At 67.1% G+C, this 14322-nt stretch carries 10 protein-coding genes; 7 read left to right on the plus strand and 3 right to left on the minus strand.

The genetic code is table 11. From position 1 onward, the window contains the following. The first annotated feature begins 47 nt into the window (after positions 1-47). From AC5P98_RS20940 to AC5P98_RS20970, 7 genes are all read left to right on the plus strand, one after another. Positions 48-1094: a heme/hemin ABC transporter substrate-binding protein gene (locus AC5P98_RS20940; RefSeq protein WP_014647095.1), complete on the plus strand. Its 1047-nt coding sequence runs from the start codon at positions 48-50 to the stop codon at positions 1092-1094. Further along, complete coding sequence (locus AC5P98_RS20945; protein ID WP_046430486.1) at positions 1091-2134, plus strand: FecCD family ABC transporter permease; 1044 nt, start codon at positions 1091-1093, stop codon at positions 2132-2134. The genes AC5P98_RS20940 and AC5P98_RS20945 overlap by 4 nt, the downstream gene beginning before the upstream one ends. Continuing rightward, positions 2131-2892, plus strand: a complete 762-nt coding sequence (locus AC5P98_RS20950; protein WP_049403890.1) for a heme ABC transporter ATP-binding protein — start codon at positions 2131-2133, stop codon at positions 2890-2892. Before AC5P98_RS20945 ends, AC5P98_RS20950 begins: the two co-directional genes overlap by 4 nt. Before the next feature lie 63 nt (positions 2893-2955). Further along, positions 2956-3705 carry a hypothetical protein gene (locus tag AC5P98_RS20955; RefSeq protein WP_049403888.1) on the plus strand — a complete coding sequence of 250 codons (750 nt, stop codon included), beginning with the start codon at positions 2956-2958 and terminating at the stop codon, positions 3703-3705. Positions 3706-4166: 461 nt separating this feature from the next. Continuing rightward, positions 4167-6203, plus strand: a complete 2037-nt coding sequence (gene fusA, locus AC5P98_RS20960) for an elongation factor G (RefSeq protein WP_049403886.1) — start codon at positions 4167-4169, stop codon at positions 6201-6203. A 252-nt stretch (positions 6204-6455) separates the two neighbouring features. Beyond that, positions 6456-6728 carry a hypothetical protein gene (locus AC5P98_RS20965; RefSeq protein ID WP_005409616.1) on the plus strand — a complete coding sequence of 91 codons (273 nt, stop codon included), beginning with the start codon at positions 6456-6458 and terminating at the stop codon, positions 6726-6728. 110 nt (positions 6729-6838) lie between these two features. Next, entirely contained in the window at positions 6839-7594 is a 756-nt protein-coding gene (locus tag AC5P98_RS20970; protein ID WP_032961063.1) for a SapC family protein, read from the plus strand. Here the strand turns inward: AC5P98_RS20970 and AC5P98_RS20975 are convergent, their stop codons facing one another. The 3 genes from AC5P98_RS20975 to AC5P98_RS20985 all read right to left on the minus strand — a co-directional run bounded on the left by AC5P98_RS20975 (position 7595) and on the right by AC5P98_RS20985 (position 14286). Next, positions 7595-9922: an ATP-binding protein gene (locus AC5P98_RS20975; protein ID WP_080354600.1), complete on the minus strand. Its 2328-nt coding sequence runs from the start codon at positions 9920-9922 to the stop codon at positions 7595-7597. It lies immediately after the preceding gene. Then, positions 9919-10569, minus strand: coding sequence for a response regulator transcription factor (locus tag AC5P98_RS20980; protein ID WP_237760644.1), 651 nt, complete (start codon positions 10567-10569; stop codon positions 9919-9921). Before AC5P98_RS20980 ends, AC5P98_RS20975 begins: the two co-directional genes overlap by 4 nt. Before the next feature lie 237 nt (positions 10570-10806). After that, entirely contained in the window at positions 10807-14286 is a 3480-nt protein-coding gene (locus AC5P98_RS20985) for an AAA domain-containing protein (RefSeq protein WP_099476085.1), read from the minus strand. Between the last annotated feature and the right edge of the window lie 36 nt (positions 14287-14322).

Genomic DNA, 14322 nt, shown 5'->3' on the forward strand with positions numbered 1-14322 from the left:
CACGGTGGGGCGGCGTGCGCGCCGCCCTGCCAGCAAGGAGAACGAGCATGAACATCGCGTCCCGTCTGCGCCTGTGTGCGCTTCCGTTGGCTGTTTCGCTGGTACTGGCCGCCTGTGGCGGCGCGTCGACACCGCCTGATGGCCAGAAGGCCGCCGAGCCGCCCGCCGCACCGGCCGCTGCCGAAACCGCGTTGCCGGCAGGCTGGCAGCGCGTGGCCGGTGCCGAGCTGCCGGCCGTGCATGACCAGAAGGCGGTGCTGCCGGCCAAGGTGCATTCCGATGACGGCGCCGATATCGAGGTGACCGATACCAGCCGGATCATTGCCGGTGGCGACGACGTCATCGCGGTGATCGAAGCACTGGGGCTGGGCACGCAGGTATTCGCCGCGCCGACCAACACCACCACCCAGGCCGGCCTGGCGGCGCCGCACCAGTTCCTGTTCAACCGCACCACCGGCGTGGAGGGCGTGCTGAGCCTGCAGGGCTCGCTGTTCCTCGGCAACAGCCTGCGCCGCCACACCGAGCTGGCCAAAAAGCTGCGCGAAGTCGGTGAGCCGGCGGTGGTCATCGATGATCTGCAGCCGGCCCCGGACAAGGTGCGCAAGGTCGCCGCCGCACTAGGGCTGGCCGAAGCGGGGCAAACACTGGCCACGCAGGTGCAGCGCCAGCTCGACGAGGCTGCAGCGATTGGCAAGGGCCTGGGCCATGCGCCACGACTGATCCACGTATCGGCCACCGGCGCTGGCGGCTCGCCCACTGTTGCCGGTGCCGACAGCGCGTCAGCGCAGCTGATCGCGCTGGCCGGCGGCATCAACATCGGCACCGAGGCCGGGGTGAAGAACTACTCGCAGCTGAGCAACGAGGGGGTGGTCGCCGCGGCACCGGAGGTGATCCTGGTGACCGAGCATGACCTGCGGCTGTTCGGCGGTGCCGAAGGCCTGTGGAAGGCGTACCCGACGCTGAAGCAGACGCCGGCCGGGCAGGCCAATCGGGTCTGGGTGATGCCGGATGTGCAGCTGAAGTACACCAGCGTGGGTTCTGGTGCGGGCGCGCTGGCGCTGGCCAAGGCCCTGGCAGCCTTGCCGAAGGCATGAGTCCGGCGGATCGGCGCCGCCGTCGCGGGCGGACGATGTTGATGGTGGCGTTGCTGGCGCTGCTGGGGGCAGTGCTGGCGTCGTTCGCCGTGGGTCCGTTGCGGTTGCCGCCGCTGGAGGTGATGCAGGCGCTTGCGGTGAAGCTGGGCCTGCTTGACCCAGGGGCAGTCAGCAGCCGTGATCTGGCCGTGGTCTGGCAGCTGCGCATTCCGCGCGCCCTGTTGGGCGCGATGGTCGGTGCGTCGCTGGCGATGGCCGGTGCCAGCCTGCAGGGCCTGTTTGGCAATCCGCTGGCCGACCCCGGCATCGTCGGTGTCAGCCAGGGTGCTGCGCTGGGTGCGGTGGCTGCCATTGTTCTCGGCGCTGCCGGTGCGGCCGGCTGGCTGGTGCCGGTGGCAGCCTTCGTCGGCGGCGCGCTGGCGATCGGCCTGACCTATGCGCTGGCCCGGCCCGGCAAAGGCAGTGGGAATGCCACGCTGCTGCTGGTCGGCATCGCGATGGCCGCGTTCTGCTCGGCGCTGATCGGTTTCCTTACTTACATCGCCAGCGAAAGCGAGCTTCAGTCGCTGGTGTTCTGGCAGATGGGCTCGCTGGCGCGCGCCAACTGGGCCGACGTGGCCGCGGTGGTGCCGCTGTTTGCGCTCGGCGTGTTTGCGCTGCAGCGACTGGCCACGCCGCTGGACATGCTGGCGCTGGGTGAACGCCAGGCGCAGCACCTGGGGCTGGACGTGACCCGTACGCGGCGTCGCCTGGTCGCGTTCAGTGCGCTGCTGGTGGGCGCAGCGGTGGCGTTCGCGGGCTCGATCAGCTTCGTCGGCCTGGTGGTGCCGCACGTGGCGCGACTGCTGGTCGGCCCGGGTCATCGCTGGCTGCTGCCGTTGTCCGGGCTGCTCGGTGCGCTGCTGATCGTGGTGGCCGACACCGCCGCACGCACGCTCGATCCACCTGCGGAGATTCCGCTGGGCCTGTTCTCGGCCGCGCTGGGTGCGCCGTTCTTCCTCTGGCTGGTGCTGCAGCAGCGCCGCAAGGCGGCGCCATGAGCGTGCTGCTGAAACTGCACCAGGTGGTGGTGCGCCGCCAGCAGCGCGAGATCCTGCATGGCATCTCGCTGGCGTTCGAGCCGGGCACGGTTACCGCGCTGGTTGGCCCGAACGGCGCGGGCAAGTCTACGTTGCTCGCGGTGGCGGCCGGTGACCTGCGCGCCGATGCGGGCGAGGTGAGCCTGTTGGACAAACCGCTGGCCAGCTACAAGGCCGGGCCGCTGGCACGCGAGCGCGCGGTGATGCCGCAGGAGCATGGCGTGCGCTTCGCCTTCAGCGTGGAGGAAGTGGTGGCGATGGGACGGTTGCCGCATCCGCCGGATCCGCGTGTGGACGATGCACGGGTGGAAGCTGCCATCGATGCCGCCGAACTGCAGGCGCTACGCCTGCGCGAAGTGCAGCAGCTGTCCGGTGGCGAGTCCGCCCGGACCACGTTCGCGCGCGTGCTGGCGCAGGACACGCCGCTGCTGTTGCTTGATGAACCGACCGCGGCGCTGGATCTTCGCCACCAGGAGCGTACGTTGCGCAGTGTGCGTGCCTGTGCCGAAGCCGGTGCGTGCGTGATCGTGGTGCTGCACGATCTGAACCTGGCCGCCGGCTATGCCGACCGCATCGTGCTGCTGGAGCAGGGCAGGGTGGCGGCCGATGGCACGCCGCTGCAGGTACTCACCGAAGACAACCTGCAGCGGGTCTATCAGCAGGATGTGGTGGTGTTGGAGCATCCGCGGCGCGGGGTGCCGTTGGTGGTGGTGACGTAGTCCGGATCTGCTGCCGTCGCCGCGTATCATGTCTGACCGGTATTCCCTCAATGGACTGATGCAATGATCTGTAGCATTTCGCGCGGCACGCTGCTGGCCGTGTTGGTTGGCTTCTCAGGCGCTGCGACTGCGGCTTCCACCTCTCCGGTTTCGCTGACCGATGCGGCGGAGAATGCCTCGCTGATCGAGATACGGCATTCCGCTGGCGCGGGTTCCCCTGTTGCGTCCATCCGGACGCAGTACTTCGCCAGCGAGGAAATGTCCGTGAGTTGGGATGACCAGCGGGTGCTGGTGCTTTGCAAGGAGGCGGCATACCTGCAGATTCCCCCTGCCAAGCTCAAGGCCGCTGCGTTGAGCACCGAGCAGCGGCAGATGATCGTCTACCAGGCGCTGATGTCCGGCCTGGGTGCTGTCGCGGGCGTGGTCGGGCCGGCGGGCGAGGTGGTGGCTGTGGCGGATGACGGAAGCGAGACCCGCAGCATTGGTGAAAGCCATTGGGCGTACGGTATCGAGCGCTACGACGTCACCACCCAGCGCATGCCGGGCGGCGCGCTGCGTGTGCATTCCCGCAAGACCGAGACCGTGAACACGACGCCCCCGGCGAGCCCGGACGACACGTTCAGCACCGAGGATGACCAGGCGGCACGCCTGTCCGAACTGGCGCCGGTGGGGAGCTGGACCGAGGTGCTGATCCATGGTGGCCCGCAGCTGCCGCACATTGACCCGGCGACGTCGCTGAAGGGGTGGATTCCGATGGGGGATGACCAGGCGGCGACCGTGGCCGAGGCACGCACGCTGCACGGCTGCAAGTAAAGGCTAAGAGGGGGCAGATCCCTTTGTCCAGGGGCAAAGGGATCTGACTCCGATCATTGTTGGCCTCATCGTTCCATTTATGTTTGCAATATTCACTTGCGCGCCAGATTGGCAGGTCTAGAATGCGCCCCATGAACCGGATGCCGCTCCTGAAGTTTTTCACCCTGACCCGCGCCAACGCGGAACGGGCGTGTCTGCCTGGAGCCCCACGAGGCCGTTGAAGCGGCCATCGCTGGACCTTCGACAGAGCGCCCTCCGGGGCGCTCTTTTCGTTTTTGATTCTTGTAGTCGACTAATTTCCCGCGAGTCGACTAACAGTCGACTCTACCCAGCCGACGCTACCCAGTACTGCAAAGGAGAACGTGCCATGCACCAGATCGCCGAGACCGAACGCTAGCCGCGCACCCTGTCGCCAACCGGGGGGCGCGGCCCCCGAAGTTGGCTTTGCAGGAACCTTTCTCATGAACACCCAAGTCCTTTCCCGCCGTCGCAACCTTGGCATCATTGCCCACATCGACGCCGGCAAGACCACGCTGACCGAACGCCTGCTGTGGAAAAGCGGCGAGATCCACCGCGTCGGCGAAGTACACGACGGCAACGCGACCACCGACTTCTCGGCGATCGAGCGCGAACGTGGCATCACCATTGGCGCGGCCGCCGTGCAGGCGCAGTGGGCGCCGCGCGACCTGCCGCCGCATCGGCTGACCCTGATCGACACCCCTGGCCACATCGACTTCGCCATCGAGGTCGAGCGTTCGCTGCGGGTGCTCGACGGCGCCGTGGCCGTGTTCTCGGCCGTGGACGGCGTGCAGCCGCAGTCCGAGACGGTGTGGCGCCAGGCGCGTCGCCATCGCGTGCCGCTGATCGCTTTCGTCAACAAGATGGACCGCGTCGGCGCTTCATTCGAGCGCGTGCTGGAGCAGCTGCAGGACAAACTGCGGGCGCGGCCCTGGGCGCTGGGCGTGCCGTTGGGCAGCGAAAGTGGCTTCCACGGCTGGGTCGATCTGGTCGATGAGCGCGTGCTGCAGTGGCAGGATGGTGCCGCAACCACGGTGACCCCGTGGGACCAAGCGGCGCGGGCCCAGTGGCAAGCCCAACGCGATGCGCTGGTCGAGGCCGTGGCCGATCACGATGAGCAACTGGCCGATGCCTGGCTGGAAGGTCGCGTGATCGATGCCGGGCAGCTGCGCGCGGCGATCCGCCGGGCGACGCTGGCGGGTGCGGGCGTGCCCGTGCTGGCCGGTGCTGCGTTCAAGGACAAGGGTATCGAGACGCTGCTGGACGCCGTGGTCGATTACCTGCCGTCGCCGCTGGATCGCCCTGCCGTCAGCGCCGAAAGCGATGAGGGCGAGGTCGTGCTGCCGCCGGACCCGGACGGTCCGCTGGCCGGCCTGCTGTTCAAGATCACCCACCAGCAGCACGGCGCGTTGAGCTTCGTGCGGCTGTACTCGGGCACCTTGAAGGTGGGTGATGCGGTGGCCAGTTCGCAGCATCCGCAGGGGCGGCGTGTCAGTCGCCTGGTGCGGGTGCAGGCCGACCAGACCCACGACATCGAACAGGCCGTGGCCGGTGACATCGTTGCAGTGCTGGGCTGGAAGGATGCGGTCAGTGGTGAAACGCTGAGCGGTCGTGCGCAGCCGCTGCGCCTGGAGAACATCCAGGCACAGGCACCGGTGCTGGCGTGGCGGTTGGAGCCGGCGCGTGCGGCCGACCTGATCCGGATGGCACAGGGTTTGGCCAGCCTGGCCCAGGAAGATCCCTCGTTCCGCGTCGAAACCGATCGCGACACGGCGGAGACCCTGGTCTGGGGCATGGGCGAACTGCACCTGGAGGTGATGGTCGAGCGCCTGCGCAGCGAATGGAAGGTCGACGTAGGCGTAGGTGCGCCGCGCGTGGCCTACCAGGAGACGCCGACGCGTGCGATGACCGGCGTCGTCGGGCGGCTGGTCAAGCAGACCGGCGGCCAGGGCCAGTTCGCGCACGTGGTGCTGGATGTATCGCCGCGCGAGGACGACCAGGTCGTATTCAACGACCGCATCGTCGGTGGCGTGGTGCCGCGCAGCTTCATCGCGGCGGTGGAGAAGGGCGTGCGTGCTGCGCTGTCGGAAGGCCCCCAGGGCCATCCGGTGGTCGGCATCGAGGTCAGTCTTGTCGATGGCCAGACCCATGCCAAGGACTCCTCGGAGATGGCGTTCCATCGCGCAGGCGCCGAGGCGATCAAGGCGGCGCTGGCCGAAGGCGGCACGCAGCTGCTGGAGCCGGTGATGGCGGTGACGGTGCATTCGCCGTCAGCGTCGGTGGGTGATGTGGTCGGCGACCTCAACCGCCGCCATGGTCGCATTGCCCGCATCGACGATCAGGATGGTCGCGCCGAGGTCAGTGGCTTCGCACCGCTGGCGCAGCTGGTGGGCTATACCACCTCGCTGCGTTCGCTCAGCCAGGGGCGGGCCAGCAGCGAGGCGCACCTGCATGGCTACGAGCCGGTGCGCGCTGCATGAAGAAGGTGAGGGGAGCCCGTTCGCGGGCTCCCTTTCTTGTGGGTTCGGGTTGCCGCATCCATGCATGGCGTGGATCTACCGGGTGATCGGGTCGCGAGCGCTGCACTAGATCCACGCCATGCGTGGATGGGGCCCTCGCGATGCGTTTTTTTGCATTGCGATGCAACAAAACTGCAGAAAAAGCTGGATTAAAGTGATGCCTCACGATAAATTGCGCACCCCCCGTTGCTCGCCGCCGCCCGCACCCCTCTCATGCGTGATGACAAAGACCCCGGAACCCTGGAGCTGACCCTGCCGCGCAAGCGCGGTCGTCCGCCCAAGTTCGGGTATGCGATGAGCGATGCGCAGCGGGCCGCACGCTATCGTGCGCGCCGGGCAGGGCAGGCCAACCACGCCGATGTGCGCTCCTGCAGCGACATGGTGCTGCTGGACAAGATCCGTGCAGCGGTGAGCGCGCGCGACACCGAACTGGCCGGGTTCCTGGTCCACGTGCTCTGGCAGCGCTACCCCCTGCAGCTGAAATAGTTCGCTGGCGGGGTGGCCGTTGTCATCGAGCTTGTTGATAATGCGGGATTCAGGTTGTTCCCGCTGGCGTGCCCGGGATGGCAGGCGCGCATGATCGAACGGTTCCCAAGATGACCACCACCAGCGACACCACCACCGAAGCGGCGCCGAGCGGCGCTCCCCTGTTCTATACCCGTCCGGTGCCGCTGCAGGCCGATGTGCACGCCGATCTGCGCATCCTGCCGGGCAAGCTCGAGTTCGCCGCCGGCAACAACGCCATTCCGCTGGTGCTGGGCGAGTTCTCGCTGGCGCTGCATCATTTCCCGATCCTGTTCGCCGGCCCCGGTGCGGTTCCGATGGCTGCCGTCGGCGTGTCCGACCAGAACCTGTTCATCAAGGACGGCCTGTGGGAAGACGAGGCCTATATTCCGGCCTACCTGCGCCGCCACCCCTTCATCTTCATCGACACCGGCGCGGAGAATGACTTCCTGCTGGGCATCGACGAAGAAAGCCCGCGCGTGGTCAAGGGCGGCGAGGAAGGCCAGCCGCTGTTCGTTGACGGCAAGGCCACCGAAATGGTGCAGCAGGCGCTGGAGTTCTGCGGCCAGTACACCCGCGAGCACGAACAGACCTTGGCCTTCTCCAAGGCCCTGACCGACAACGGCCTGCTGGTCGAGCGCAACGCCACCGTGCGTACCCCGGATGGCCGCGAGTTCAACCTCAATGGCTTCCTGGTGGTGGACGTCGAGAAGTTCGTTGCGCTGCCGGAAGCCACCGTGGTCGAGTGGCACCGCAGCGGCTGGCTGGCACTGATCCACCAGCACCTGATGTCGCTGGGTCGCTTCAATGACCTGACCCGTCGCCAGGTCGAGCGCCTGGCCGCCTGATCAAGGCATTGGCAGGGTTCCCGCTGGGCGGGAGCCCTGTCCGGCCTTCAGCACGTCCAGCAGGCGCCGCGCATCGGCCCAGTCCGGCGCGGCGTCATGCGCCAGGTCGACCAGCTCCGCCGCGATGGCCGCATGCTCGCATTGGCCCAGCATCTGCAGCGTGCCCTGCAATCGGTGCGCGTGATGGCCCAGTGCCGATGCATCCGCTCGATCAATAACCCGCTCCATGTTGCCGAGCTCATCGTGGATGTCGGCGATGTAGGCCGCGTCCATGTCAATCGTCTGCGCGGCTGCGCACGGGCCCTCTGGTCGCGCAATGCCGAGCGCAGGCAGCAGCTGGGCGGCGCGCAGCGGCTTGGCCAGCACCGCGTCGAAGCCCGAGCGGTGGCAGCGTGCGCGATGACGCCGTCCGGTGCGGGCAGACAATGCGATCAGGCGAACGGTGCGCCCGGCAGACCCGCGCAGCTCGCGCGCCAGCACGTGACCATCGGCGCCAGGCAACCCAATGTCGATCAGAGCAACGGAGCGGGGCTGCCGTGCCTGTTCGGCCAGGGCACTGGCCGCATCTTTCACGGCGCATACTTCTGCGCCCCAGCGCCGCAGCTGTTCGGCGATCACGTGGCGATTGAGCTCGTGGTCCTCGACCAGCAGCAGGTGCAGTCCGGCCAGTGGCGTATCGCCCACGGGCATGTCCTGGGCATCCACGCCGGTGCCAGCCGGGCACACCGGCAGGCGCAGGATGAAGCGACTGCCACGGCCCAGCACGCTGTGCACGGTGAGGTCGCCGCCCATTGCGCGGGCCAGCTCGCGCGCGATGGAAAGCCCCAGCCCACTTCCGCCACGCCGCTGTCCGCTGCTGCCTTGCTGGAAAGGCTGGAACAGGGTGGCTACCTGCGCCGGCGCGATGCCGATGCCGCTGTCGATCACCTCCAGCAGCAGCGCCCGCGGACGCGCCGCCGGCATCAGTTGCAGGCGCAGCTCGATGCGGCCGGAATCGCTGAACTTCACTGCGTTCGCCAATAGATTGCTGGCAATCTGGCGTAGCGCATCGGCGTCCACCAGGATGTTCGACGGGGATGCGCCCTGGGCATCGAGATGCAGCTGCAGGCCTTTCCGCTGGGCCTGTGGCCGGATCGCCTCCAGAGCCTGCCGGCACAGCTGGGTTGCATCGCAGGGTTGCGCATGCGGCTTGAAAGCGCCGCTCGCAAGGCGCGAAAAATCCAGTGCGCGATTCAACAGGCTGCGCAGGGATTGGCTGGCGCTGCTGGCAGCGGCGAGCAGGTCACGCTCGCCCTTGGGCAATGTCGATTGCCCCAGCAGCTCGATCGAGGTCAGCACGGCCTGCGCCGAGTTGCGCATCTCGTGGCTGATCACGCCGATGGCATGCGCGCTGCTTCGGTCACCGCGCGCCCGCAGGTGGCGCATTGCGAGCCACAGCAGCGGCAGGGCAATCAGCAGTGGGGCCAGCAGCAGCCACCCGCGCGGGGGCGACGCCTGCATCCAGTCCAGTGCATTCCCGGCCGCGGCAGGCAGGGTCTGGCCTGCCCATAGGTGGAGCAGGCCTGCGTGCTCTTCCAGTGTGATCTCCCGCAATGCCTGTTCGATGCGCCCAAGCAGTTGCTGGTCTTCCCGGCGAACCAGCAGGTAAAGGTCGGTGGAGAAACCGCTATCGAACGGCTGCAGGCGCAGGCTGCCATTGAAATGGCGTCGAACCAGGGGGCGCAGCGTGGGCTCCAGGCCAATCGCCACGTCCGCCAGGCCGGCTTCGACTGCCGCCAGTGCTGCATGCCGGTCTGGCAGCTGCCGCAGCCGGACCTGCGGGTGATGCGCGTGCAGCCAGCTGGCGTAGGGCCCGCCTTCAACGACGGCGATGACCCGGCCGTCGAGTTCGCGCATCTCCCGTGGCAGCCACTCGCCGGCGCGTCCGGCCAACAGGGTGGCGCCGCCACGGAACGGGGTGGACGCGGCAAGGCCGGGGCAGGGCAGCGCCTGGTGCCTTGCGCCGCCAAACACCATGACCAGGTCAGCCTCGTGATGGCATACAGCGAGGATCGATGCGGCGGTTGTCGGGTAGGGGTGTTCCAGGAAACGGAATTGGGCGTGCCGCGCCACCAGGTTGGCATAGCCATGGGCGAGCGTTGGCGGTGATGACGGATCGGCCAGGGCCGCGGGCAGGGGGCGCAGGGAGGGAGTCGTGGCGACCCGTACAGTGCTGCCCGGCAGCCAGCGTGGCGAGCGGATATCTTCGGCCGAGGCAGCCGGCAGGAGAAGGAGCGCCAGCAGCCCCGTGGACAGGAAGCGGCGGCGCAACGGCGGCTGGCGCCTCACGGTGTCTCCAGTCGTTCGCGCAGTGCGTAGATTTCCACGTCGCTGCGCAATCCCAGCTTGCGCAGCACAGCAACCTTCTGCGTGCTGACAGTCTTGATGCTGCGGTGCCGCCGCAATGCGATCTCGGAGACCGTCAAGCCTTCCAGCAGCAGGCCCAGCACTTCGCGCTCGTTGCGGCTGAGCTCGCCGCGGTCGCCGGCCAGCCTGACGTCCGGTGGAACCCGGGTCAGGCCCTGGGAAACACGTACGATGGCGTCGGACAATGCAGCAAGCGGTTCGGCCTTGCTGACGAATCCGTTGAGTCCGGCATCGATCAGGCTGTTGAGGTTGGTGGTGGGGCAGAGCGTGGCGAAGGCCAGCAATGGCGTGCGCGGGAATTCCCGGCGGAGCAGCGCAACCAGCTCGAGGCTACCCAGGTCGTCACGGGCAAGCGTGAGATCGATGATGGCCACATCCACTGGTGTGCGTTGCAGGCTGCAGAGCAGTTCGTTGCTGCAACTGTGGCTGGCGACGATGTCGAAGCGGAGATCGCCTGACAGGTGCAGGGCGGTGCCGCGACGGACGACTTCGTGATCGTCCAGGAGCGCCAGGCGAAGCCGACGCGGTGCAGGAAATCCATTCATGCGCGGGAGGTGGTCGGCGCCCATGGGCGTGGCCGCCATTCTGGCGCCGCTGTCGCGTCGAACATCGAATTCGTTGCGTTTTTACGACTATTCCTAAAGATCGATGGATGCAGTTGATCGGCCGGGGCTTACGCATTCGTGACGTAAATGGATGGGGTGCTGCAGGCGTCCCGTCGTGGCTGCCGGAACCATTAATGTGACGCGTCACGCTGGCGTGACCCTGCGCCCCTGACCTGAGTCGTTGACGCCGTCAGGGCAGGGCTATCGAGTCTGCACGCGGGGGATCGACATGCGACCCAGGAACTGCGCCGGGGTGATGCGGGGCAACTGTTTGGCATGGGCGTCTGAGAAGTGGCGCAGGCCGCCCCAGAGTGCGGTGTCTCCGATCAGGAAGCAGCGGTGCTGGGCACGGGTGACGGCGACGTTGAGCAGATTGGGCTTGCTGGAGGCCCAGTGCGCCGCGCCCACCGTGTCCGTGTCGCAGCCCAGGACCATCCAGACAATGCTTTCCTCCTTGCCCTGGAAGGTGTGCACGGTGCCGACGCGCTCCCTGCACCACGTGCGCAGTTCGGTGGTGCGTGGCGCCTGCGTGCCGGGTGGGGCATCCGGGCCAAGCCAGGCGTCCTGGCTCCGCAGTCGCTCGAGCAGGGCATTCTTGATGCGCTTGAAGGGCGAAATGATGTAGACCGGGGGAAGGCTTCCGGTGCTGTGGTAGAGCGCGGCCAACGCCTGCTGCACCAGGTCGATCTGGCACGGCACGACCTGCTTGTCGCTGGTGCGGCCGGGGGCGTGTACCCAGGCGCTGCTGCCGATGTCCAGGCTGTCGGCGGGTGGCCGCGCCGCACTGGGTTCCCAGGGGTTGGAGAAGATCATCTTCCCCTCGTAGGCAATCGTGTTGGCAATGGAGAACATCGGTTCGACGCAGCGACGATGCACGCGCAGCGGACTGCCGATCCAGAGCGGCGAGCCGCCGGACTCCATGCGGGCACCGAGCGGGTTGGCCTCGTCGGCCAGTACCTGTACGGAGGTCTTGTCGGGCGAGACGTTCACGCCTGCGGGCAGTGCGCTGGTTCGGCCCAGCGCCTGCAGCAGCTTGACCGGCACGGTGAACACCGGCTCGATCTGCAGCGGATCACCCACCACGACCGCGCGCCTGGAGCGCAGCAGTGCACCGACTGCCGCCTGCGGCACGGCCTGGCCAGCTTCATCGATGAACAGCCAGCCGATCGAGTCCGGCCCCAGATGTCGGAACTGGCGTGCGACCGAGGCGAACGTGCTGGAGACAACCGGCACGATCATGAACAGGCTCTGCCAGATGGCCAGCGCATCGCGTGGCTCCTGCAGCCGCTTGCCACTCAGCAGGTGGCACAGTGCAATGACGTTCTGGGCGAAGCCGCCGCCCTTCTGCACCACTTCGTGCAGCCAGGCCTGGTGAAGCTGCAGTGCCGCCACGAAGAGATTGGCGCGCTGCTCGTTGAGCTGCTCGCTGTTCCAGACTCCCTTGATCTGCCAGTCCTGATCTTCCAGTTCGGCCGCGTCGGCGGGATGGGACGCGGTGCCGAATTCGGCTTTCAGTTGTTCGAGCTGTTGCGTCATTCCAGCCCATTGCTGCGCCCGTGCCTGCGCGGCGGCCGATGCCTCGGCCTGGGTGCTCGCGGTTCGGCCCAGGTGCTGTTGCGCCGTATCACATTGCGTCCCGAGTTCGAGCCCGCGCTGGGTCCATCGGTGCTGATGATCTGCGTTCTGCACCATTGCGGCCGCATGGCTGTGCGCGCGCTGCCGGTCGAAGATGCGGGCCCACCAGCCAGGCTTCTCTTCCCTGAGCAGGATGCGTTGCGCCTTGAGCAGGGCGAGCTGTTCATCGGATCTGCTGCGCTGGCCCTCGAGTGCACGGCACTGCTGTGCAGCTTCCTCATGCGCGCGCTGTGCATCGCGAAGCTGAGAAGTCGTTTGCCGGCAGAAGCTCTCCTCATCGTTGCCGCTGATCTCACGGCTGAGCGAGGCGAGCCGATCAAGCTTTTCGACCAGGCCATTGACGATCGCATCGGCCTTGCCGAACGCCTGCCTGGCCTGCTGGAAGCTCATGGCTGCTGGGTTGTCCCGCCACTCCCAGAGCGACTGGTGGCGGGCGCGGTCGTAGCCCTTCGGTGCGGGGGTTTTGCCATCTTTTGGGGCGCTCCTGCTGATGGCCCGCACAAGTGCCTCGCGGTTGGCCTTCCTGCCCAGCGCGCAGCTGATCAACCCCCAGGCATCGCTGTCTGCCGCCGGTCGTTCATAGGCGCCCCTGCCGTTCCATTCGAGCAGGTTGCGGGCCAGTGGCCGCAGGTAGTCGAAGGTCACATCCCCTGTGCTGTTGCGCCAGCGCGACCCTCCGGGCTTGCCCAGTGACCGGCGCTTCGGCAGGTCACGCGAAATATTCTCCACGGCGGCATTGTTCGACGATGCGACCACCATCTCGAAGCCGGCCAGGTCGGCCTTCAGTGGCGAGACCCTGCACGGCTTCTCACCTTCGAAGTTCACTTCGCGGGCTGGGCCGAGCGCAGCGGCTGGCGTCGCGTACTGTGACAATGCACGTGCACGCCGCACGATGTTCTCAGCGAAGACCTCACGCAACAGCGTGGTCTTCCCTGTTCCGGGCGGGCCATTGACCGAGAAGATGCCTGAATCGCGCACCTGCTCGAAGATGCTGTTCACAGCGAACTGCTGCATCAGGCTCATCGTGTGTGCAGGATCGCCGGGCCAGTGGCCCCGATTGATGTGGCGCGGGCGCAGCCGGTCGGCAATCAGCGCATGGCCTTCTGGGGTGTAAAGGTCTTCGCGTCGGCTTTCAGGCAATGGGCTCAGGTAGGTACGTAGCGGCGCACTGGCCTTGCCCTGGTCGAGTGCGCCGATGGCCCGCGCGATATCCTCGACGAAGAAACTGTTGAGGATGCTGATCTCCGCGTCCTCTTCGGGCTGGGCCTCGTCGTCCTCGGCGTCGTCCGCTTCCGCCGTTGGCTCGTTGTCCGGCCCTGGGGGTGTGGCTTTTGCTGCCCGTTCCGGCTTCGGCTTGTCTTCAACGCTTTTCGCCCGGATGACCAGCAGCGGAGCGGACGCGTCGCCCGCGGAAGAGTCATGACCCGACCAGTTGCACAGGATGTCGAGCAGGCGCAACAGGTCGTCGGGGCTGCAGGGCGTTGGGCCCTCACCCTCTCCGGCGGGGGTGGCAGCGGCGCTGCGGAACGTTGCTACGTCGCGCTTGAGTGCTTCAAGGCTTGCCTGGAAGGCGTCGAAGTCCAGGCCCTGCAAGCCACGCCTGGAGATCGTGCCCAGTGCCCACGGAACGGTCGATACCGAGATTTCACCCAACTGCAGCACGCCCTCGGCGCTTGCCCGCAGGCTGGCCGCGCAGGTCAGGCCTTCCAGTTCGGCCCGTTCATCCTGTTCCAGCGACTCGTCTCCGCTTGGCGTCTCAGCCAGTACCCGCTGGGTGATATCGGCCAGCTGGGCTTTGTCGAATATGCCGAGGTAGACATCGAATCCGCTCAGCCTGCGACCGAATGGCAGGGGTGGGGACCACAGATCCTTTGGGTCCAATCGCTCGAGCTGATCCCTGGACAGCTGCCGTACGCTCCAGTCCGCGTCCTTCGACTCAAGGACCTGGCCCTGCAGATCGTAGGGTATGAAGAACTCAACCCTGTGCCAGAAGCTGAGGATCGCGCGATGACTGGCCTGCAACGTGTTGCGTCGTTCTTCCTTCAACTGCCTGTTCCTTCCATTGTGAAATCGGCCACGACC

It is taken from the genome of Stenotrophomonas sp. YJH_SMC_135 (assembly GCF_059372355.1).